This is a genomic window from Bradyrhizobium sp. AUGA SZCCT0105 (assembly GCF_018129565.1).
Lineage (GTDB): Bacteria > Pseudomonadota > Alphaproteobacteria > Rhizobiales > Xanthobacteraceae > Bradyrhizobium.
The window spans coordinates 514,676-534,295 of sequence record NZ_JAFCMK010000003.1 but is presented as its reverse complement, the minus strand read 5'-3'; the positions used below and the strand labels follow the sequence as shown (position 1 = coordinate 534,295).

The window sequence follows — 19,620 nt, the reverse complement described above, 5'->3', positions numbered from 1 at the left end:
CGGCCTGGCCGCTAGTGACCTTTACCACCGGCTCATGTAAAAGCCGTTCACATGAGCTGGCGCAAGGACCAAGGCCGCGCCGAGCGCGGCTATCATCACGGCAATCTCAAAGAGGCGTTGCTGCAGGCAGCCCTCGACCTGATCTCGAAGAAGGGGCCGGCCGGCTTCACCTTCGCCGATGCCGCGCGCATGGCCGGCGTCAGCCCCGCCGCGCCCTACCGCCACTTCCGCGACCGTGACGAGCTGATCGCCAGCATTGCGCAGCGCGGCTTCGAGCAGTTCGAGGCGCTCTTGACGCAGGCCTGGGACGACGGTCGCCCCGACACCGTCTCGGCGTTCGAGCGGGTCGGCAAGGCCTATCTCGCCTTCGCGCGCGAGGAGCCCGCGTTCTACTCCGCGATGTTCGAATCCGGCCTGCCGGTCGATTCCAATCCGACCTTGATGGCGGCAAGCGAACGCGCGTTCGCGATCATCCGCGCCGCCGCCGAGCGGCTCGCGGCGCTGGCGCCGCCCGGCACACCGCGCCCGCCGGCGATGATGATGGCGCTGCATATCTGGTCGATGTCGCACGGCGTCGCCTCGCTGTTCGGCCGCGGCGATGCCGCGCGGCGCAAGCTGCCGATGTCGCCGGAGGATCTGCTCGAGGCCGAAGTGCTGATCTATCTGCGCGGCCTTGGCTTCCTCACCGATCGCAGGCCGGGAACCGCGGCAGCCGACGAAGAGCCGGCCGGCGACAGATCCGGCCCGTGGGGCAAACCGAAATAAGGTTCAACGACCAAGCCAAAAATAATCCGAGGGGTGCGTCATCTGCTCTGCTTGACTTTCCCAAGGGCTCGGCTATCTATGTAAATGTTATTTACATTCACAACGGCGTGATTGCCGTGATGGAGAAGGAAATGGCCTACACCGCAGATGTCAATCGCTGGCGCGGCCCCGTCGAAGAGCCCTACCGTCCACACTTCTACGCGACGCCGTGGCATCCCCTGAAGATCGCCGGGATCATCCTCGGCTTCATGATCTGGTGGCCGATCGGCCTCGCCCTTCTCTTTTTCACACTCGGGAGCAGAAAAATGGCCTGTTGGAGTCACTACGATCAGGATCGCTGGGCGAACAAGATGGAGCGCATGCAGGACAAGATGGAGCGGATGAAGAGCCGCATGGAGCGCCGCGGCTTCCCGTTCGGCGGCTTCGGCCCGCCCACCAGCGGCAACCGCGCCTTCGACGAGTACCGCCAGGACACGCTGCGCCGGCTCGAGGAAGAGCAGGTCGAGTTCAAGAACTTCCTCGATCGCCTGCGCCACGCCAAGGACAAGGAAGAGTTCGACGCCTTCATGGCGCAGCACAAGACCCGTCCGACCCCGCCGAACGATCAGCCGCCCCAAGGCTAACTTTGAAGGCTGGCTGATCCCGCGAGGCAAGCACTGAGCCTTCAGGCGATGTGCCCCCATAACACCTGATGGCCCCGAGCCGCCCGTTTGCGACAAGCAAGCGGGCGGTTTGCATTGTGCGGCTGCTGTGCCCACTCTATCGTCCTGAAGCGGGGCGATGAGGTGAAGTAATGGCGGCTTTTGCTACGGCGAGTCCTGGCGATCTCTGGCTTGCGATCCGGCGCGAAGCGGAAGCTGCCGTTGTCGCCGATCGCTTTCTCGAGGCGTCGGCTGCCTTCATCCTTGATCAGGGCGATCTCGGCGGTGCGCTCGCCTTCCTGATCGGCCGGGCTATCTGCCGCGCGGAAGCCGATCGCGTGCAGTTCATGCGGACCGCCCGCGAAGCGTTCGCGGCCGAGCCTGCGCTGGTCGATGCCGCGGCCACCGATCTGGTGTCGATCGTGCGCCGCGACCCGGCGATCACGGGCTTGTTGCCGCCGTTCTTGAACTTCAAGGGCTACGTCGCGCTGCAAGCCTGGCGGGTGTCGAACTGGCTGTGGCGCCACGATCGCCCCGACCTTTCGCTGTTGATGCAGAGTGCGGCGGCGGACCAGTTGCAGATCAGCATTCACCCGTCGGCCCGGATCGGAACGGCGGTTTTCCTCGATCACGGCACCGGCATCATCATCGGCGCGTTGGCTTCCGTCGGCGACGAGGTCACGATCCTGCAGAACGTCACCATCGCGCGGCATCAGGATGACCCGCGCCACGCACCGACGATCGGCCGCGGCGTGCTGCTCAGCGCCGGCGCAACGGTGATCGGAAACCTTTCTGTCGGCGACTTCGCCAAGGTCGGCGCCGGTGCGCTGGTGACGTCGGATGTGCCGGCCGGCTGCACCGCCGTCGGCGTCCCCGCGCGGCTGACCAATTGCGCCGAGGCGGGTGCGCCTGGAGCATGATCCGGAAAAGTGGCCCCTCGCGTCGTCACGCCGGCACGAGCATATCGGCGAGTTGCGTAAAACTGTCCGCGTGGAGGTCGATCCAGGATTCCGGCGCGACGTCGACCTTCGCCGCCGGCCCGAACTCCAGCGGACGGGCGACGAACGCAGTGCGCATGCCGAAGGCGCCGGCCGCCTTCAGGTCGTATTTGTGGCAGGCGACCATCAGGATCTTGTCGGCGGGATAACCGAGGTAGTCGACGGCGAGCTGATACACCGCGGGTGATGGCTTGTAGCTGCGTGCAAGCTCCGCGGTCAGCACGGCGTCGAATGGCAGCTTGGCATGCTTGACCACCGCCACCACGGCGGCCATGCCGGCATTTGACAAGGTCGAGGTCACGAACCGGCTGCGCAGGCGTGCAAGGCCTTCGACACTGTCGGGCCACGCGTCGAGCTTGCTCCACACCGTGTTCAGTTCGTCGCGCTCGTCGCTGGAGAAGGCCTCCGAGAGGCCGTGGCGATCGAGCAGCACATCCAGCGCCTCGCGATAGATGCGGTCGACCCGAATCCAAGGGCGCTTGCCGGCGATCACGTCGTCGAGCGCGGCACGATAAAGATCGCGCCATTCGCTCGAGAGTTTGGCCCAGTCGAGCGCAAGCCCCTTCGCGGTATTGACGGCCTGCCCCGCACGCAGGATCGGCTGATAGAAGTCGACGCATGTGCCCTGGACGTCGAAGGCGATGGCGCGGATCTCATCGCGCCATGGCGCGGCGCCCGCCGGCTGTATCCCCGTCATCGCGGCCATGATCGATAGTCCTCCAGCGGTCATGAAGTGTCGTCTGGTCAGATCAGGTAGCACGGTTCGTTCCCCGGTTGCGGTATCAGATAGAGGCGCACCTTCGTGAGGTGAGCACCCTGATCAGACTCCCTCTCCCCCTGTGGGAGAGGGTGGGGTGAGGGGTGGCCCCGGGAGCGATCCGAGAAGTAAGCGAAGTTCAGTCAACTTGCTCGCCGGATCGTATGCAGTCCTCGTCACTAATTATCAGCGGAGCAAGCGGTACCCCTCCCCCGCAAGGGGGAGGGAGCCCCACCAGCGTGCTCGCCTCACTGTGTGATGCGGCTCGCTAACGCCCCCTCACACATTCGATCCATGGATCGCGTCGATCACGGCGTCGGTCACTTCCTTGGTCGTCGCCTTGCCGCCGACATCGGGCGTCAGCACGCCGGCCGCGCACACCCTCTCGACCGCGGCCATCAGGCGCGCGGCCGCGTCCTTTTCGCCGAGATGCTCCAGCATCTGCGCGCCGGTCCAGAAGGTCGCGACCGGGTTGGCGATACCCTTGCCAGTGATGTCGAAGGCCGAGCCGTGGATCGGCTCGAACATCGAGGGGAAGCGGCGCTGCGGATCGATATTGCCGGTCGGCGCGACGCCGAGGCTGCCGGCCAGGGCACCGGCGAGATCCGACAGAATGTCGGCGTGCAGGTTGGTCGCCACGATGGTGTCGAGGCTCTTCGGATGCAGCGTCATCCGCACCGTCATGGCGTCGACCAGCATCTTGTCCCAGGCCACGTCGGGGAACTCCTTCGCCACCTCGGCCGCGATCTCGTCCCACATCACCATGCCGTGGCGCTGCGCGTTCGACTTGGTCACCACGGTGAGGAATTTGCGCGGCCGCGACTGCGCGAGCTGGAACGCGTAGCGCATGATCCGCGTCACGCCGACGCGGGTAAAGACAGCGACCTCGGTGCCGACCTCTTCCGGCAGCCCCTTGTGCGCACGTCCGCCCATCCCGGCATATTCGCCTTCGGAGTTCTCGCGCACGATCACCCAGTCGAGATCGCCGACGCCGACATTGCGCAGCGGCGAAGCGACACCGGGCAGGATTTTTGTCGGCCGCACATTGGCGTACTGGTCAAAGCCCTGGCAGATCGGCAACCGAAGGCCCCACAGCGTGATGTGATCGGGCACGTCGGGCGCGCCGACCGCGCCGAAATAGATCGCGTCGAAATTCCTGAGATCGGCCAGCCCGTCGGCCGGCATCATCACGCCGTGCTTCTTGTAATAGTCCGAGCCCCAGTCGAAGGTCTTGACGTTGAAGCTGATGTCGCCGCTGCGCTTGGCCAGTGCCTGAAGCACGCGGACACCCGCCGAGATCACTTCGGGGCCGATGCCGTCGGCGGGAATGGCGGCGATGGAATGGGTACGCATGGGTTGTCTCCGGATGAATGGTTAGCGGGTTCGCACGGGATTGGGTTGTGGTTCGGCCGGCGCGGGCGCGCTCTGCGCGCGCGACAGCAGCAGCGTGAGCACGGCTGACAGCACCAGCAGGCCAGCGACGAAATAGAGACCGCCCTCGAAACTGCCGGTGCGCTCCTTGATCCAGCCGATCATCGCGGGGCCGACGAAGCCGCCGAGATTGCCGATCGAGTTGATGGTGGCGATGCCGGCCGCGGCGGCCGAGCCCGACAGGAACATGGTCGGCATGCTCCACAGCGGCGGCTTCGACGAAGAGATGCCGATATTGACCAAGGTCAGCGCCGCGATCACGGCGGCGAGGCCGGTCCATAGCCCGGCAAGCGCGAGGCCCGCCGCCGCGATCAGGCAGGCGATCACGACGTGCCAGCTGCGTTCGCCGGTGCGGTCGGAATGCCGCGCCCACAGGATCATCGCGATCACGGCGATGGTTGCCGGCACCGCGTTGAGGAAGCCGACCTGCAGAGACGACAGGCCGAACGCCTTGATGATCTGCGGCGCCCAAACGCCAAGTGTGTAGAGCCCGGCCGAAGTGCCGAAATAGACCAGCGCCAGCGCCAGCACGCGCGGATCGGCGAGCCCGCGCCAGATGCTGTGGCTCGCGGTCGAAGCCTTGCCGTCGTTCTCCGCCTTCATGGTCTTGACCAGCCAGGCGCGTTCGTCGTCGGCAAGCCATCTGGCCTGCTCCGGCCGGTCGGTCAGGAAGCCGAGCACGACGAAGCCGAGCAGCACGGCAGGCACCGCCTCCAGCACGAACAGCCATTGCCAGCCCTTGAAGCCGAACAGGCCGTCCATCTCCAGCAACGCGCCCGACACCGGCGAGCCGAGCACGGTCGAGAGCGGCGCGGCGGCCATGAACAGCGCGGTGACGGCGGCGCGCTGCCGCGCCGGGAACCAGTAGGAGAGGTAGAGGATGATGCCGGGGAAGAAGCCGGCCTCCGCGGCGCCGAGCAGGAAGCGCAGCACGTAGAAGCTGGTCGCGCCCTGCACCAGCGCCATCGCCGCCGAGACCAGGCCCCAGGTGATCATCACCCGCGCGATCCAGATCCGCGCGCCGATCTTGTGCAGGATGATGTTGGAGGGCACCTCGAACAGGAAGTAGCCCCAGAAGAAGATACCGGCGCCGAAGCCATAGACCGTCGGCGACAGGCCGATGTCCTTGTTCATCGTGAGCGACGCGAAGCCGATATTGACGCGGTCGATGAAGGCCACGAAGTACAGCAGCATGATGAACGGCACGATGCGCAGTGAGATCTTGCGCAACACGCGCGTGCCAAGCTCGCTTTCCATGGGCTTCCTCAGAGTTCGTGTTGTTGGTTGGGACGGCGCATTTCGCCGCGCCATTGGGAAGCCTAGAGGCGCGCGCCCTTCCGATTCAATCCGCGCCGGTTTATACAAAAAAATGATATAATCGCTGCCGTCGCCCGTCATTGCGAGGAGCGAAGCGACGAAGCAATCCATCCTTCCACGCGTGCGGAGAGATGGATTGCTTCGCTTGCGCTCGCAATGACGGCGGGTGAGAAGGAAACCCATCTTGGAACTGCACCAGCTTCGCTGCTTCGTGGCGGCTGCCGAGGAACTGCATTTCGGCCGCGCCGCGCAGCGCCTGCAGATGATGCCGTCGGCGCTCGGCCGCCACATCAAGCTGCTGGAGGAGGATCTCGGGGTGCGGCTGTTCGCGCGCACCACGCGCGCGGTGTCGTTGACCGAGGACGGCTCTGTGCTGCTGCGCGAGGGACGCGCGCTGCTCGGCCGCGCCGAGGCGATCGAGGACGGCTTTCGCCGCCGGCTGCGCAAGCCGCAGGCGCGGCGCTTCCGGATCGGCGCGATCGACAGCGCCGCGGCCGGCCTGCTGCCGCCGCTGCTGCGCGACCTCCGTGCCGCCCATCCGGAGGTTGCCGTGCAACTGCTTGAGGAGAAGACCATCCGGCTGCTGCCGAAGCTGTTGTCGGGCGCGCTCGATCTCGCTTTCGTGCGCCCGCCGGAGCGGCCCGACCGGCGCATCGAGTTTGTTCCGCTACTGCAGGAGACCGCCGTGGTGGCGCTGTCGCACAAGCATAAGCTGGCGCGGCGCAAGCAGATCGTACTGCCTGATATCGCCGATCAGCCCTTGATCGTGCCGGAGCGCCGCTCGCGGCCGCACAGCCACGATCTCACGACAAAACTGTTCGACGAGGCCGGGCTGACGCCGCGCATCCAGGAGATCGCCGACGAGAAGCAGACCATCGTCAACATGGTTGCAGCAAGGCTCGGCGTCGCCATCGTGCCGCGCTGGACCGCGCGGATGGCGATCCCGGGCGTGCGCTTTGTGCCGCTGCGCCTAAAACGCGGCAGCAGCACCGGCCGCCTGCCGCTCGCTGCCGCCTGGCTGAAAGGCTCCCGCGATCCGGTCCGCGACCAGGTGCTCGCGGTGCTGGAGGCGAGGTTGAAGAGTTACGCGCGGGAGGCTTGACGACGCTTGGTAGCCGTGGCCCGCTTCGCTGCAACAACCATCACTTCTACGCAGGCGCAGCAGATGATACGATGGGCCAACGCGATCTCGGCTCAAGCCGAGAGCGTGTCTGTCCTTCGGAGAATTTGCAAAGCAACTGTCGTACTAGCCTGCTAGCGATTCCGTCGCGGCTGCCAGTGCGCTTCCCGCGCCGGAAGTCGCCCGACGCTTCGCCGGCATTCCTTGACCGGAGGGATCATGCTCCGCATCGTCACGTGTCTGACGCTATTGATTTCCCTTCATGCGGCCGCGGCGCAAGACAGGGCGCCGGGCGGTTCATCGCAGCCCTATTTTGGGGGCTCCACAGCGCCGCCGACCGATCTGCCATCCGGGATCGGCAACTATTGCATCTACGAAAACCTCATCTTCTCGATCGGCTCGCCCATGTGCATTGGCAAGACGAGCTACGTATGTGCTCCCGCGATAAACGAAGCGGAGCTCAGTCAGCGGGCGTATTGGTCAGCAAGACCAGCTGACCCAAAACTGACCGCGCCGGTGTGCCAGTAGATTAGTTTCCCGTCTCCCTTGAATCGAGAACCATCCTCATCGTCGTCCCGGCCTAGTGCGCAATTGCGTACGGGGGCCGGGACGACAGCGGAATTTGAGACGTGCAGATGTGCCTCGCAACTTGCGCCACGCACTCGGTGTCGTCCTGGCGAAGGCCAGGACCCATTACCCCAGGTCTCGATTGTTGTGCGACGTTGGGGCCGCGAGCGTATTCATCACCGAATGCGGTGGTAATGGGTCCTGGCTTTCGCCAGGACGACGAACGGAGAGGCTCCCGCCGAGACGACGAACTTGAGACAGATCGCGCCGCGATGGCTCTTCGCCTAGCTCACATAGACGAGGCTATAAACATACGACTTCGTCCGCTTCCGGCTCACCCAGTCGCCTTCCGGTGGGTGATCGCCCTGATCGGCCGGCAACACGTTCCAGGGGCGGCCGGTGCAGGTTTGGCTCTGAGGGGCCCGGGCCAACCTGCTCCAGCCCGGCCGGTGCTCGATCCAGAAATCCCGATCCTGGTGCTGGTAGCCGACGGTTCCATCGGGGCGGGTGTTCCGGACAACGCTGTAGACGAGGGCGTCATCCTGCCGGCGCAGCTCGAATCTCTCCCGGTTTTGCGGAGCGGCCATGAGTTCCTCGTTGGTAGACTCGCGTTATGTTATAATATAACAGTTTGGCCATGGCGCATACGCACTCCCACGACGACCACCACCATCACGGCCACAGCCATCCCCACGGGCACAGCCATGGCCCCTCGGCGCATCCGGCCCAGGCCGCGCCCTGGTCGATCCTGCGCATGCCCGTGCCGGCCCGGCTGGGCGCGGCGCTCGCGGTCTCGGCCTGCCTGTGGGCCGTCGTCTGGCTGGCGATGAGGTGACCATGAGTGCGCTTGTCACCTTCCGCGACGTCACGCTCGGCTATGACCGCCACCCGGCGGTGCATCATCTCAATGGCGCGGTCGAGGCGGGCGCGCTGCTCGCGGTGATCGGCCCGAACGGCGCCGGCAAGTCGACGCTGCTGCGCGGCATCGCCGGCGTGCTGAAGCCGCTGTCGGGCGTGATCGATCTCGACGGCCTCGACCACCGCGACATCGCCTATCTGCCGCAGTCCGCCGACATCGACCGTACGTTTCCGATCTCGGTGTTCGATTTCGTCGGCACCGGGCTGTGGCGCTCGACCGGCTTCTTCGGCGGCATCGGCAAGGGCGCGCGCGACAAGATTTTGGCGGCGCTCGCCGCCGTCGGCCTCAACGGCTTCGAGAACCGCCCGATCGGCACGCTGTCCGGCGGCCAGATGCAGCGCATGCTGTTCGCGCGTGTGCTGCTGCAGGACGCCCGCCTGATCGTGCTCGACGAACCGTTCAATGCCATCGATGCCAAGACCACCGCCGATCTCCTGACGCTGGTGAAACGCTGGAACGGCGAGGGGCGCACGGTGCTGGCGGCGCTGCACGACCTCGACATGGTGCGCAACAATTTCCCGGAAACGCTGCTGTTGGCGCGCGGCCCGGTGGAATGGGGCCCGACCGCGGAGACGCTGACCGCGGACAATCTGACGGTCGCGATGCGGATGTGCGAGGCGTTCGACGACAGTGCCGCGGCGTGCGCCGCCGATCCGCGCTCACGGGCCGCCTGACGCCGATGCTGACTGACGCGCTGATCACGCCCTTCACCGAATTCGAGTTCATGCGCCGCGCGCTCGCCGCGGTGATCGCGCTGTCGCTCGGCGGTGCGCCGATCGGCGTATTCCTGATGCTGCGGCGGATGAGCCTGGTCGGCGACGCCATGGCGCATGCGATCCTGCCGGGCGCTGCGATCGGTTTCCTGCTGTCCGGGCTCAATCTGTTCGCGATGACGACCGGCGGCCTGATTGCCGGCTTTGCGGTGGCGCTGCTCGCCGGCCTCGTCGCCCGCACCACGGAGCTGAAGGAAGACGCCTCACTTGCGACCTTCTATCTGGTCTCGCTCGCGCTCGGTGTCACCATCGTCTCCATCAAGGGCACCAATATCGACCTGCTGCACGTGCTGTTCGGCAATATCCTGGCGATGGACGACCAGACCCTGCTGGTGATCGCGTTCAACGCCACCATCACGCTGCTGGTGCTCGCGGTGATCTATCGTCCGCTGGTGATCGAATGCGTCGATCCGGTATTCCTGCGCACCGTGAGCCGGGCCGGCGCGCCGGCGCATCTCGCCTTCCTGGCGCTGGTCGTGGTCAACCTCGTCAACGGCTTCCACGCGCTCGGCACGCTGCTCGGCGTCGGGCTGATGATCCTGCCTGCCGGCATCGCGCGGTTCTGGTCGCGCGACATCACCACCATGATCTGCATCGCGGTCGCGAGCGCGATTGTTTCGGGCTATGCCGGGCTGGTGCTGTCGTACCAGACCCGGATTCCCTCCGGCCCCGCGATCATCCTGGTTGCGGCCGGGCTCTATATCGTGTCGCTGCTGTTCGGCAATGTCAGCGGCCTGGTGCGGCAGCTGTTCCCCGGCCGCCATCTCGAGGCGTGAGGACGATGCGGCGATTGTTCGGGTTGATCGGTCTGGCGCTGCTGCTGGCGAGCGGCGCGGCGCGCGCCGAAGAGCGCATCAACGTCGTTGCGAGCTTCTCGATCCTCGCCGACATGGTGCGCAATGTCGGCGGCAACAGCGTCGATGTGGTGGCGCTGGTCGGGCCCGACGGCGACGCGCATGTTTATGCACCGACGCCGGCGGATGCCAAGAAGGTTGCCGACGCCAGGCTGCTGGTCATCAACGGCCTCGGCTTCGAGGGCTGGCTGCCGCGGCTGCTGCAAGCTTCCGGCAGCAAGGCGCCGGTTGTGGTGGCAACCAAGGGGATCATGCCGCGCAAGATGGGCGGCCATGACGATCCGCATGCCTGGCAATCGGTGGCCAATGCGAAGATCTACGTCGTCAATATTCGCGACGGGCTGATCGCCGCGGCGCCTGACCAGGCAGCCGCCATCAAGGCCAATGCCGACGCCTATCTGGCCAAGCTCGAGGCGCTCGACCGCGAGGTGCACGAGGCGGTGGCGAGAATACCGGACGCGCGGCGCAAGGTGATCTCGACCCACGACGCCTTCGGTTATTTCGCTGATGCCTACGGAATCACGTTTTTCTCGCCGCTCAGCGTCTCGACCGATTCCGAGCCCAGCGCACGCGATATCGCCGCCATCATCGCCCAGATCAAGGTCGCGAAAATTCCGGCAGTTTTTCTCGAAAACATCAGCGATCCCCGCCTGATCGAGCGGATCGCGGCCGAGACCGGGGCCAAGGTCGGCGGGACCCTGTATTCGGACAGTTTGACGGCCGAAAAGGGCCAAGCACCCACTTACATTGATATGGTCAGGCACAATATAAAGGCCCTGACCAGCGCGCTCGCCAACTAGGGGCAGGGGCCTCCCTGCCTGGATTGAGCGCGGCCCCAATTCGGAGTTGTTATGGCTGAAGCTTCGCAGAAAATTCCAGTGACCGTGCTGACGGGCTATCTCGGCGCCGGCAAGACCACGCTGCTGAACCGCATCCTGTCGGAAAACCACGGCAAGAAGTACGCCGTCATCGTCAACGAATTCGGCGAGATCGGCATCGACAACGACCTCATCATCGGCGCCGATGAGGAAGTGTTCGAGATGAACAATGGCTGCGTCTGCTGCACGGTGCGCGGCGACCTCGTCCGCATCATGGACGGGTTGATGAAGCGCAAGGGCAAGTTCGACGCCATCATCGTCGAGACCACCGGCCTTGCCGATCCGGCGCCGGTCGCGCAGACCTTCTTCGTCGACGAGGACGTGCAGAAGAACGCCCGGCTCGATGCGGTGGTGACCGTCGCTGATGCCAAGTGGCTGAGCGATCGCCTCAAGGACGCGCCGGAAGCCAAGAACCAGATCGCGTTCGCCGACGTCATCGTGCTGAACAAGACCGACCTGGTCTCGAAGGCGGAGCTCGCCGAAGTCGAGGCCCGCATCCGCGGCATCAATCCGTACGCAAAGCTGCATCGCACCGAGCGTTGCCAGGTCGGGATCGCCGACGTGCTGGAGCGCGGCGCGTTCGACCTCGACCGCATCCTTGAGATCGAGCCCGATTTCCTCGAGGCCGGCGACGGTCACGACCATGATCATCACCATCACGACCACGGTCATGACCATGATCACCATCACCACGATCACGGCCATGGCGGGCTGAAGCACTATCACGACGAGGACATGCAATCGCTGTCGCTGCGCTCGGAGAAGCCGCTCGATCCGACCAAGTTCATGCCCTGGCTGCAGAACCTCGTCGCCACCGAAGGCCAGAAGATCCTGCGCTCGAAGGGCATCCTCGCCTTCACCGGCGATGACGACCGCTACGTGTTCCAGGGCGTCCACATGATGCTGGAGGGCGATCATCAGCGGAAGTGGAAGGACGGCGAGAAGCGTGAAAGCCGCGTCGTGTTCATCGGTCGCGAATTGCCGGAGCAGGCGATCCGCGACGGCTTCGAGCAGTGCATCACCACGTGATGAAAGAGTTCGATCCGGGCGAGGCCCCTTCTTCCATCGTTTCGATCACCGACCGCGTCAAGCCGCTTCCGCTCGGCGCGGCGGTCGGCTCAGTGCATTTTCTCGGCGACCGCGCGTTCTTCGTCGGCGCCGAGGAGAGCGTCGCGATCGCGACCGCCGACGGCGAGATCACGCGGACCGAGACTCATTTCGGCGCCATCCTGTGCGCGGCCTCCGACGGCAAGCGGCTCGTCACCGGCGGTGACGACGGCAAGCTGATCGCGATCGACGCCAAGGGTGAGACCTCGACCATTGCGACCGACGCCAAGCGGCGCTGGATCGATAATGTCGCGCTGCACAGCGACGGCACCGTGGCGTGGTCGGCGGGCAAGACCGCCTTCGTGCGCAATCCCAAGGGCGAAGAGAAAACCTTCGAGGTGCCGTCGACCGTCGGCGGGCTGGCGTTCGCGCCGAAGGGCCTGCGGCTTGCGATCGCGCACTACAACGGCGTGACCTTGTGGTTTCCCAACATGGCCGCCAATCCGGAATTCCTGGAATGGGCCGGCTCGCATCTCGCGGTCTCTTTCAGCCCGGACAACAAGTTTCTTGTCACGGCGATGCACGAGGCCGCGATGCATGGCTGGCGGCTCGCCGATAACCGGCACATGCGGATGAGCGGCTATCCCGGCCGCGTGCGCTCGATGTCGTGGAGCGCCGGCGGCAAGGGGCTCGCGACCTCGGGCGCCGATACCGTGATCGTCTGGCCGTTCACGAGCAAGGACGGGCCGATGGGCAAGGAGCCGGCGATGCTGACGCCGATGCCGGCGCGGGTCGCGGTGGTCGCCTGTCATCCGAAGAACGACATCATGGCGGTCGGCTATGCCGATGGCACCGTGCTGATGGTCCGGCTCGAGGACGGTGCCGAGATCCTGGTGCGTCGGAATGCCGGTGCCGCGGTGTCCGCGCTGGGGTGGAATGCCAAGGGCACGCTGCTCGCCTACGGCACGGAAGATGGTGACGCGGGCATCCTGGAAATGTAAGAGATCGCTGCATCGTTTTCGGGCGAGGAAGAATCGGCAGCGTCATGCGATTTCTCACCACATTCCAGCTCGCCGACTTCATCGACACGCTGGTCAGCCTGACGACAGCTTTCGTGCTCGGTACACTGATCGGGGCCGAACGGCAGTACCGGCAGCGCACCGCGGGGTTGCGCACCAATGTGCTCGTCGCGGTCGGTGCGGCCGCCTTCGTCGACCTCGCGATGCATCTGGCCGGCGCTGATGGCGCGGTGCGGGTGATCGCTTATGTGGTGTCGGGGATCGGCTTCCTCGGCGCCGGCGTCATCATGAAGCAGGGCATGGACGTGCGCGGGCTCAACACCGCGGCGACGCTGTGGGCCTCGGCCGCGGTCGGCTCCTGCGCCGGCGCGGACCTGGTGGCGCAGGCGGCGGCGTTGACCGTGTTCGTGATCGCCGGCAACACGCTGCTGCGTCCGCTGGTCAATGCCATCAACCGCATCCCGCTGAACGAGAAGGCCTCGGAGGCAACCTACTACTTCAAGCTCGTGGTGACCCCCGAGGCGCTGCCCGCCATGCGCGACCGCCTGGTGGAGAAGCTCGAGGCCGCGAACTATCCGGTCGCCGATGTCAACGTGGTCGAGGCCGGCGACGACTTCCTCGAGATCGTGGCGGAGCTGGTCTCGACCGCGGTCGACCCCAACGAGCTGAATGCCGTTGTGGTCGACTTGCAGCATCAGCCCGGCGTGCGGCACGTAACCTGGGAAATCAGCACCACGGATTGAGGCGAGGTTCCCGCAGGCGCTGCTCGGGAACCATGCGGTGGCCGGATCGTTGACCTCGCTGACAATCGCGGGTGAACGACATGGCTGCGGATCGGACCAGGCTGCGGAACGACGTGCTGATCGCCGCCACACTGGTGGTGGCGGGCGTTGCGATCGCGGTGCTGTCGCTGCACGCGATCAACGCTGCCCCGCAAGAGATGGCGCAGGCGACCCAGCCGCTACAGACGACGCCGCCCGCCGAGTCAAAACCCGGCGGCGAGCGGCCGACCACGCCGGCACCGGAGCCTGCGCGTCCCGACGCTGAGGCGCAGAAGGCCGGCGCCAGGCCGGCGCTGCCGCCGGCGCCCGCCGAGAAAATCGCGCCGCCGATCGAGAAGAAATAGCCGCGTTCGGCCGGCGCATTGTGACGCGCATTTGACTGATGCTGCCGATTATACGGTCTCGCCTCCGCCCTCCGCGCCCGCCATAATCTGCCGGCACACCAACGACAGATGGGGCACTTCATGAAGATCGAGGACGTCCGGCGCACCGCCTATTCGATGCCGCTCACCAACCCGTCGTTTCCGCCGGGGCCATATCGGTTCTTCGACCGCGAATATTTCATCATCACCTACAAGACCGACCCCGAAGCGCTGGCGGCCGTGGTGCCGGAGCCGCTCGAGGTCGCCGAGCCTGTCGTGAAGTACGAATTCATCCGCATGCCGGACTCGACCGGCTTCGGCGACTACACCGAGACCGGGCAGGTGATCCCGGTCCGGTTCAAGGGCGAGCTCGGAGCCTATACCCACGCGATGTATCTCGACGACGAGGCCCCGATCGCCGGCGGCCGTGAGCTGTGGGGATTTCCGAAGAAGCTGGCGCGGCCCAAGATCGCGGTCGAGAGCGACGTGCTGGTCGGCTCGCTGCATTACGGCTCGGTGCTCTGCGCCTCCGCCACGATGGGCTACAAGTACCACAAGGTCGATCACGACACGGTCTTGAACGCGATGAAGGCGCCGAACTTCATCCTGAAGATCATTCCGCATGTCGACGGCACGCCGCGGATCTGCGAGCTGGTGCGCTTCCATCTCGACGACATCACCTTGAAGGAGGCCTGGACCGGCCCCGCCGCGCTCGGCCTGTTTCCGCACGCGCTGTGCGACGTCGCCCGCCTACCGGTGCGCGAAGTGGTCTCGGCGCTGCACTACAAGGCGGATTTGACGCTGGGCCTCGGCTCGGTCGCGTTCGACTACATGGCGAAGTGAGCCGCTGTCATTCCCGGTGCGCAATTGCGCACCGGTGGGCTTGGCCCTTCGGGCCAGCCCGGAATGACGAGAGCCAGCCGATCTCGCCGGCTACTGTGCATGGGGTTGTTTTCGAGATTTGGCCGGAAGGCCTCTCAGCGCACCAGGACGTTCTTGAACTGCCAGGGATCGCTGGTGTCGATGTCTTCCGGGAACAGTCCCGGACGATCCGTCAGCGGGGTCCAGTCGGTGTAGAAACCCTTCACCGGGCCGAGATACGGCAGCTGGATTTCCAGCAGGCGGTCGAAGTCCATCTCGTCGGCTTCGACGATGCCCTCGTTCGGGTTCTCCAGCGCCCACACCATGCCGCCGAGCACGGCCGACGTCACCTGCAGGCCGGTCGCGTTCTGGTAGGGCGCGAGCTTGCGGGTCTCTTCGATCGAGAGCTGCGAGCCGTACCAGTAGGCATTGTTGTCGTGGCCGAACAGCAGCACGCCGAGTTCGTCGATGCCGTCGACGATTTCGTTCTCGTCGAGGATGTGGTGCTTCTCCTGCATCTTCGCGGCGCGGCCGAACATTTCATGCAGCGACAGCACGGCATCGTCGGCCGGATGATAGGCATAGTGGCAGGTCGGCCGATAGATCGCCTTGCCCGATGCGTCATGCACCGTGAAGTAATCGGCGATCGAGATCGACTCGTTGTGGGTGACGAGGAAGCCATACTGTGCGCCGCGGGTCGGGCACCAGGTCCGCACGCGCGTGTTGGCGCCGGGCTGCATCAGATAGATCGCGGCGCCGCAGCCGGCTTCGTGGGTATGCGCATTCTCGGGCATCCATTTTTCATGGGTGCCCCAACCGAGTTCGGACGGCTGCACGCCTTCGGACAGGAAACCTTCCACCGACCAGGTGTTGACGAAGACATCCGGCTCCTTCGGCGACTTGGAGCGCTGGGTGTCGCGTTCGGCGATGTGGATACCCTTGATGCCGGCCTGCCGCATCAAGTCCGCCCATTCAGCCTTGGTCTTCGGCTTGGGGGCATTGAGCTTCAGATCAGCGGCGACGTTGAGCAGCGCCTGCTTGACGAAGAAGGAGACCATGCCGGGATTGGCGCCACAGCAGGAGACCGCCGTCGTCGAGCCCGCCGGGCGCGCCTTCTTGGCGGCCAGCGTCACTTCACGAAGCGCGTAGTTGGAGCGCGCTTCCGGGCCCTTCGAAGCATCGAAATAGAAGCCGAGCCAGGGCTCGTTGACGGTGTCGATATAGAGAGCACCGAGCTCGTTGCAGAGCTCCATGATGTCGGTCGAGCCGGTATCGACCGAGAGATTGACGCAGAAGCCCTGGCCGCCGCCTTCAGTGAGCAGCGGGGTCAGCAAGTCGCGATAATTGTCTTTGGTCACGGCCTGCTGGATGAATTTGACATTCTGCTTCTCGCAATGGGCCTTGCGGCCTTCATCCTTGGGATCGATCACCGTGATGCGCGACTTGTCGTAATCGAGATGCCGCTCGATCATCGGCAGCGTGCCTTTGCCGATCGAGCCGAAGCCGATCATGACAATGGGGCCGGTGATTTTCGCGTAGATCTGCGAGGAGGGGCTCATCATTTTCTCCAGGAGAGCGCCGAGCGGCGGGTAGGGTGGATCAGGGGTTGCGTCGCTTTGCGGTGACTTCGATCTCGACCTTCATCTCGGGCCTGTAGAGCCCCGCGACGATCAGCAGCGTCGCGGCAGGTCGGATCTCGCCGAGCACCTCGCCGCAGACCGCGAAATGGGTATCCGCGTCACTGACGTCAGTGAGGTAGTAGGTCGCGCGGACGATGTCGGCCATCGCGAAGCCACCCTCCTTGAGGGCAGCCTCGATGGTCTTGAAGCAGTTCCGTGACTGGCTCGTGACATCATCAGGCATGGTCATGGTGGTGTAGTCGTAGCCGGTGGTTCCGGCGACGAAGGCGAAATCGCCGTCGATCACGGCACGGCTGTAACCCGCGGTCTTCTCGAACGGCGAGCCGGTGGAAATCAAGCGGCGGGACATGTCGGACCTCGGCTGAGAATGGCTTTGCGCGGGGTTTACGGGCATTTTTGGCGCCCGCGCAACCCCTTCTATTCTGGGCCTTGCGGCCGGCGCTAGTGGGACTGCTGCGTGGTGTCCGGCGGCGACGGCGGCGCGCCGGTCCAGCGCCGGATCAGGATGTCCCGGACGATCATGACCGAGATCAGGACCAGCATGACCGTGGTGACGAGGCCGCGCCAACGCGGGCGTGCGCCATCGATTGCGGGAAGGTTCTCTGCCATGGCGCCCGCCTTACGCCGCGTGCGGCACGGCGAGCGGTGCCTTCCGGTTGCGGGTTGCCTTGCTCTTGGGCAGCGGTGCGCCGGTCGGCGTGATCATGCCCCAGGCGCCGTCCAGCGCGCCCTCGACCAGCTCGAGGCCGAGCAGCCGCTCGCGCTCGAATGCGCCGGGCAAGGACAATTCGCCGGTCCTGGCAGCGGTGAAGCCATAGCGGGCGTAATAGGGCGCATCGCCAAGCAGGATGACGGCGCCGTGGCCACGGGCCTTCGCCACGGCCAGCGCGCGCTGCATCAGCGCGGCGCCGACGCCGAGGCCGCGGCAGTCGTCGTCGACAGCCAGCGGCCCCAGCATCAGCGCGCTGCGGCCCCCCGCGCTGACGTGCCACAGCCGCACGGTTCCAACCAGCCGGCCGTCCTGGCGCACGGCCGCAAGGCTCAGGCCTTGGGCGGGCGCGCGTCCGTCGCGCAGGCGCTGGCAGGTGCGGGCATGGCGGTTCTCGCCAAAGCAGGCATCCAGCAGCGCTTCGCGCGCGACGACGTCCGAAGCCCGCTCCGCACGGATCGCGAACGGAGCGGCATTTCGGATGAGGGCAACGGGGGTGTTCCGTTTCGCAGTCATGGCACGTCAGTCCCCGCTTGCAACGGCATGTCGCACGCCGCGCAAGCGTCGTTCAGAAAAATCAAAAATGATCGGGAAGGAGCCGGCGGGGCCGGCTCCCGGTTTATCAGGCCTCGAAAAGGAGGCGGCTTAGATGTGGTAGGTCTTCAGCGGCGGAATGCCGTTGAACGCCACCGACGAGTAGGTCGACGTATAGGCGCCGGTGCCTTCGATCAGCAGCTTGTCGCCGATCTCGAGCGTTACCGGGAGCGGATATGGCAGCTTCTCGTACAGCACGTCGGCGCTATCGCAGGTCGGGCCCGCGAGCACGCACGGCGTCATGTCCGCGCCGTCATGCGGGGTGCGGATTGCGTAGCGGATCGACTCGTCCATCGTCTCGGCGAGACCGCCGAACTTGCCGATGTCGAGATAGACCCAGCGCACCTCGTCCTCGTCGCTCTTCTTCGAGATCAGAACGACTTCGGTCTCGATGATGCCCGCATTGCCGACCATGCCGCGGCCCGGCTCGATGATCGTCTCCGGGATCTGGTTGCCGAAATGCTTGCGCAGCGCGCGGAAGATCGACCGACCATACTGCAGGACCGGCGGAACGTCCTTGAGGTACTTGGTCGGGAAGCCACCGCCCATGTTGACCATGGTGAGGTTGATGCCGCGCTCGGCGCAGTCACGGAACACGGTCGAGGCCATCGCGAGCGCGCGGTCCCACGCCTTTACCTTGCGCTGCTGCGAGCCGACATGGAACGAGATGCCGCACGGCTCCAGCCCGAGGCGCTTGGCGTGGTCGAGCACGTCGACCGCCATCTCCGGATCGCAGCCGAACTTGCGCGACAGCGGCCACTCGGCGCCGGCGCAATCATAGAGGATGCGGCAGAACACCTTCGCGCCGGGAGCGGCGCGGGAGATCTTCTCGACCTCGGCGGCGCAGTCGACGGCGAACAGGCGAATGCCGAGCGCGAAGGCACGCGCGATGTCGCGCTCCTTCTTGATCGTGTTGCCATAGGAGATGCGGTCCGGCGTCGCACCGGCAGCCAGCGCCATCTCGATTTCCGCAACGGTCGCGGTGTCGAAGCAGGAGCCGAGCGAGGCGAGCAGCGACAGCACTTCGGGCGCCGGGTTGGCCTTGACAGCGTAGAACACGCGGCTGTCCGGCAGCACCTTCGCGAAGGTCTGGTAATTGTCGCGCACGACCTCGAGGTCGACGACGAGGCACGGCTCGGTGTCGAGACCTTCGCTGCGGCGGTGACGCAGGAATTCCTGGATACGTTCGGTCATGGCACTCTCCAACGGCCCCAGCGACGGGATCCGCATCAACGTGACGTCGGATAAGAGTGCTCTGGCTGCATTGCGCGATGGAGGCGCAACGAAAGCCAAAAGACTCAAACCAGACTGTGCTGCCGTGGATTGGTTGGGAGAGTTTCCCGCCCGCACACCTGGCAATGAAGGACAAGCCTTTTCAGTAGCCCGCGCCGGCGTTGGACTGCCGGTAGAGACCAAAAAAGCCCGATCCGTCGTTGCTTTAAGTCGCGTCCCCCGTTGAGAGCGGGGTGCGCCGGTTCGCCTCCGGCTGCCAGTCACGGTTGCAAAGAGTGGTGAGACCTTCAACGGCATCCCTGGAGAGGGAGGCTGGCCGCCTCGTGTCCTGACGGACGTAAGCGACCCTCGGT

23 protein-coding genes are annotated in these 19,620 nt (G+C 65.4%); 14 read left to right on the top strand and 9 right to left on the bottom strand.

What is annotated here, in order from left to right:
* Positions 1-51: 51 nt before the first annotated feature.
* The 3 genes from JQ573_RS18375 to JQ573_RS18365 all read left to right on the top strand — a co-directional run bounded on the left by JQ573_RS18375 (position 52) and on the right by JQ573_RS18365 (position 2,326).
* Positions 52-765 carry a TetR/AcrR family transcriptional regulator gene (locus JQ573_RS18375; protein WP_092123717.1) on the top strand — a complete coding sequence of 238 codons (714 nt, stop codon included), beginning with the start codon at positions 52-54 and terminating at the stop codon, positions 763-765.
* 131 nt (positions 766-896) lie between these two features.
* Positions 897-1,388 (top strand): DUF2852 domain-containing protein, encoded by a 492-nt coding sequence (locus tag JQ573_RS18370; protein ID WP_212314351.1) that lies wholly within the window; start codon positions 897-899, stop codon positions 1,386-1,388.
* 170 nt (positions 1,389-1,558) lie between these two features.
* Positions 1,559-2,326 (top strand): serine acetyltransferase, encoded by a 768-nt coding sequence (locus JQ573_RS18365; RefSeq protein WP_212313929.1) that lies wholly within the window; start codon positions 1,559-1,561, stop codon positions 2,324-2,326.
* 25 nt (positions 2,327-2,351) lie between these two features.
* Here JQ573_RS18365 and JQ573_RS18360 read toward each other — a convergent pair whose 3' ends face one another.
* From JQ573_RS18360 to JQ573_RS18350, 3 genes are all read right to left on the bottom strand, one after another.
* Positions 2,352-3,110 carry a haloacid dehalogenase type II gene (locus JQ573_RS18360; protein ID WP_249131922.1) on the bottom strand — a complete coding sequence of 253 codons (759 nt, stop codon included), beginning with the start codon at positions 3,108-3,110 and terminating at the stop codon, positions 2,352-2,354.
* 330 nt (positions 3,111-3,440) lie between these two features.
* Positions 3,441-4,514, bottom strand: coding sequence for a tartrate dehydrogenase (locus JQ573_RS18355; RefSeq protein ID WP_212313928.1), 1,074 nt, complete (start codon positions 4,512-4,514; stop codon positions 3,441-3,443).
* A 21-nt stretch (positions 4,515-4,535) separates the two neighbouring features.
* Positions 4,536-5,849 carry an MFS transporter gene (locus tag JQ573_RS18350; RefSeq protein WP_212313927.1) on the bottom strand — a complete coding sequence of 438 codons (1,314 nt, stop codon included), beginning with the start codon at positions 5,847-5,849 and terminating at the stop codon, positions 4,536-4,538.
* A 244-nt stretch (positions 5,850-6,093) separates the two neighbouring features.
* Here JQ573_RS18350 and JQ573_RS18345 point away from each other — a divergent pair, with 244 nt between their 5' ends.
* Both JQ573_RS18345 and JQ573_RS18340 read left to right on the top strand, forming a co-directional pair.
* Positions 6,094-7,011 carry a LysR family transcriptional regulator gene (locus JQ573_RS18345; protein ID WP_212313926.1) on the top strand — a complete coding sequence of 306 codons (918 nt, stop codon included), beginning with the start codon at positions 6,094-6,096 and terminating at the stop codon, positions 7,009-7,011.
* 237 nt (positions 7,012-7,248) lie between these two features.
* Positions 7,249-7,557, top strand: a complete 309-nt coding sequence (locus JQ573_RS18340; protein WP_212313925.1) for a hypothetical protein — start codon at positions 7,249-7,251, stop codon at positions 7,555-7,557.
* 323 nt (positions 7,558-7,880) lie between these two features.
* Here the strand turns inward: JQ573_RS18340 and JQ573_RS18335 are convergent, their stop codons facing one another.
* Positions 7,881-8,183 (bottom strand): hypothetical protein, encoded by a 303-nt coding sequence (locus tag JQ573_RS18335; RefSeq protein WP_212313924.1) that lies wholly within the window; start codon positions 8,181-8,183, stop codon positions 7,881-7,883.
* A gap of 50 nt (positions 8,184-8,233) precedes the next feature.
* Here JQ573_RS18335 and JQ573_RS18330 point away from each other — a divergent pair, with 50 nt between their 5' ends.
* From JQ573_RS18330 to JQ573_RS18290, 9 genes are all read left to right on the top strand, one after another.
* Positions 8,234-8,431 (top strand): hypothetical protein, encoded by a 198-nt coding sequence (locus JQ573_RS18330; RefSeq protein WP_212313921.1) that lies wholly within the window; start codon positions 8,234-8,236, stop codon positions 8,429-8,431.
* 2 nt (positions 8,432-8,433) lie between these two features.
* Positions 8,434-9,189, top strand: a complete 756-nt coding sequence (locus tag JQ573_RS18325; protein ID WP_212313920.1) for a metal ABC transporter ATP-binding protein — start codon at positions 8,434-8,436, stop codon at positions 9,187-9,189.
* Positions 9,190-9,194: 5 nt separating this feature from the next.
* Positions 9,195-10,064 (top strand): metal ABC transporter permease, encoded by an 870-nt coding sequence (locus JQ573_RS18320; protein WP_092123731.1) that lies wholly within the window; start codon positions 9,195-9,197, stop codon positions 10,062-10,064.
* Positions 10,065-10,069: 5 nt separating this feature from the next.
* Positions 10,070-10,942 carry a metal ABC transporter solute-binding protein, Zn/Mn family gene (locus tag JQ573_RS18315; RefSeq protein WP_212313918.1) on the top strand — a complete coding sequence of 291 codons (873 nt, stop codon included), beginning with the start codon at positions 10,070-10,072 and terminating at the stop codon, positions 10,940-10,942.
* Positions 10,943-10,993: 51 nt separating this feature from the next.
* Positions 10,994-12,049, top strand: coding sequence for a GTP-binding protein (locus tag JQ573_RS18310; RefSeq protein WP_212313917.1), 1,056 nt, complete (start codon positions 10,994-10,996; stop codon positions 12,047-12,049).
* A complete protein-coding gene (locus JQ573_RS18305) occupies positions 12,049-13,068 on the top strand; it encodes a WD40 repeat domain-containing protein (RefSeq protein ID WP_212313916.1) in 1,020 nt (339 codons plus the stop codon). Before JQ573_RS18310 ends, JQ573_RS18305 begins: the two co-directional genes overlap by 1 nt.
* 44 nt (positions 13,069-13,112) lie before the next feature.
* Positions 13,113-13,829 carry an MgtC/SapB family protein gene (locus JQ573_RS18300; RefSeq protein ID WP_212313915.1) on the top strand — a complete coding sequence of 239 codons (717 nt, stop codon included), beginning with the start codon at positions 13,113-13,115 and terminating at the stop codon, positions 13,827-13,829.
* Between the two features lie 80 nt (positions 13,830-13,909).
* Positions 13,910-14,212, top strand: coding sequence for a hypothetical protein (locus JQ573_RS18295; protein ID WP_212313914.1), 303 nt, complete (start codon positions 13,910-13,912; stop codon positions 14,210-14,212).
* A 120-nt stretch (positions 14,213-14,332) separates the two neighbouring features.
* Entirely contained in the window at positions 14,333-15,073 is a 741-nt protein-coding gene (locus tag JQ573_RS18290) for an acetoacetate decarboxylase (RefSeq protein WP_212313913.1), read from the top strand.
* Between the two features lie 134 nt (positions 15,074-15,207).
* Here the strand turns inward: JQ573_RS18290 and JQ573_RS18285 are convergent, their stop codons facing one another.
* From JQ573_RS18285 to JQ573_RS18265, 5 genes are all read right to left on the bottom strand, one after another.
* Positions 15,208-16,650 (bottom strand): homospermidine synthase, encoded by a 1,443-nt coding sequence (locus tag JQ573_RS18285; RefSeq protein ID WP_212313912.1) that lies wholly within the window; start codon positions 16,648-16,650, stop codon positions 15,208-15,210.
* A gap of 40 nt (positions 16,651-16,690) precedes the next feature.
* Complete coding sequence (locus JQ573_RS18280; RefSeq protein WP_212313911.1) at positions 16,691-17,080, bottom strand: RidA family protein; 390 nt, start codon at positions 17,078-17,080, stop codon at positions 16,691-16,693.
* A 92-nt stretch (positions 17,081-17,172) separates the two neighbouring features.
* Positions 17,173-17,340, bottom strand: a complete 168-nt coding sequence (locus JQ573_RS18275; RefSeq protein ID WP_212313910.1) for a hypothetical protein — start codon at positions 17,338-17,340, stop codon at positions 17,173-17,175.
* A gap of 10 nt (positions 17,341-17,350) precedes the next feature.
* A complete protein-coding gene (locus JQ573_RS18270; RefSeq protein ID WP_212313908.1) occupies positions 17,351-17,956 on the bottom strand; it encodes a GNAT family N-acetyltransferase in 606 nt (201 codons plus the stop codon).
* A 129-nt stretch (positions 17,957-18,085) separates the two neighbouring features.
* Complete coding sequence (locus tag JQ573_RS18265; RefSeq protein WP_212313906.1) at positions 18,086-19,228, bottom strand: type III PLP-dependent enzyme; 1,143 nt, start codon at positions 19,226-19,228, stop codon at positions 18,086-18,088.
* Positions 19,229-19,620 lie beyond the last annotated feature (392 nt).

Excerpts from the sequence above, each read along its gene's own strand:
- JQ573_RS18375 (WP_092123717.1), top strand. The coding sequence starts at position 52 with ATGAGCTGGCGCAAGGACCAAGGCCGCGCCGAGCGCGGCTATCATCAC.
- JQ573_RS18370 (WP_212314351.1), top strand. The coding sequence starts at position 897 with ATGGCCTACACCGCAGATGTCAATCGCTGGCGCGGCCCCGTCGAAGAG.
- JQ573_RS18365 (WP_212313929.1), top strand. The coding sequence starts at position 1,559 with ATGGCGGCTTTTGCTACGGCGAGTCCTGGCGATCTCTGGCTTGCGATC.
- JQ573_RS18360 (WP_249131922.1), bottom strand. The coding sequence starts at position 3,110 with ATGGCCGCGATGACGGGGATACAGCCGGCGGGCGCCGCGCCATGGCGC.
- JQ573_RS18355 (WP_212313928.1), bottom strand. The coding sequence starts at position 4,514 with ATGCGTACCCATTCCATCGCCGCCATTCCCGCCGACGGCATCGGCCCC.
- JQ573_RS18350 (WP_212313927.1), bottom strand. The coding sequence starts at position 5,849 with ATGGAAAGCGAGCTTGGCACGCGCGTGTTGCGCAAGATCTCACTGCGC.
- JQ573_RS18340 (WP_212313925.1), top strand. The coding sequence starts at position 7,249 with ATGCTCCGCATCGTCACGTGTCTGACGCTATTGATTTCCCTTCATGCG.
- JQ573_RS18335 (WP_212313924.1), bottom strand. The coding sequence starts at position 8,183 with ATGGCCGCTCCGCAAAACCGGGAGAGATTCGAGCTGCGCCGGCAGGAT.
- JQ573_RS18330 (WP_212313921.1), top strand. The coding sequence starts at position 8,234 with ATGGCGCATACGCACTCCCACGACGACCACCACCATCACGGCCACAGC.
- JQ573_RS18325 (WP_212313920.1), top strand. The coding sequence starts at position 8,434 with ATGAGTGCGCTTGTCACCTTCCGCGACGTCACGCTCGGCTATGACCGC.
- JQ573_RS18320 (WP_092123731.1), top strand. The coding sequence starts at position 9,195 with ATGCTGACTGACGCGCTGATCACGCCCTTCACCGAATTCGAGTTCATG.
- JQ573_RS18315 (WP_212313918.1), top strand. The coding sequence starts at position 10,070 with ATGCGGCGATTGTTCGGGTTGATCGGTCTGGCGCTGCTGCTGGCGAGC.
- JQ573_RS18310 (WP_212313917.1), top strand. The coding sequence starts at position 10,994 with ATGGCTGAAGCTTCGCAGAAAATTCCAGTGACCGTGCTGACGGGCTAT.
- JQ573_RS18305 (WP_212313916.1), top strand. The coding sequence starts at position 12,049 with ATGAAAGAGTTCGATCCGGGCGAGGCCCCTTCTTCCATCGTTTCGATC.
- JQ573_RS18300 (WP_212313915.1), top strand. The coding sequence starts at position 13,113 with ATGCGATTTCTCACCACATTCCAGCTCGCCGACTTCATCGACACGCTG.
- JQ573_RS18295 (WP_212313914.1), top strand. The coding sequence starts at position 13,910 with ATGGCTGCGGATCGGACCAGGCTGCGGAACGACGTGCTGATCGCCGCC.
- JQ573_RS18290 (WP_212313913.1), top strand. The coding sequence starts at position 14,333 with ATGAAGATCGAGGACGTCCGGCGCACCGCCTATTCGATGCCGCTCACC.
- JQ573_RS18285 (WP_212313912.1), bottom strand. The coding sequence starts at position 16,650 with ATGAGCCCCTCCTCGCAGATCTACGCGAAAATCACCGGCCCCATTGTC.
- JQ573_RS18280 (WP_212313911.1), bottom strand. The coding sequence starts at position 17,080 with ATGTCCCGCCGCTTGATTTCCACCGGCTCGCCGTTCGAGAAGACCGCG.
- JQ573_RS18275 (WP_212313910.1), bottom strand. The coding sequence starts at position 17,340 with ATGGCAGAGAACCTTCCCGCAATCGATGGCGCACGCCCGCGTTGGCGC.
- JQ573_RS18270 (WP_212313908.1), bottom strand. The coding sequence starts at position 17,956 with ATGACTGCGAAACGGAACACCCCCGTTGCCCTCATCCGAAATGCCGCT.
- JQ573_RS18265 (WP_212313906.1), bottom strand. The coding sequence starts at position 19,228 with ATGACCGAACGTATCCAGGAATTCCTGCGTCACCGCCGCAGCGAAGGT.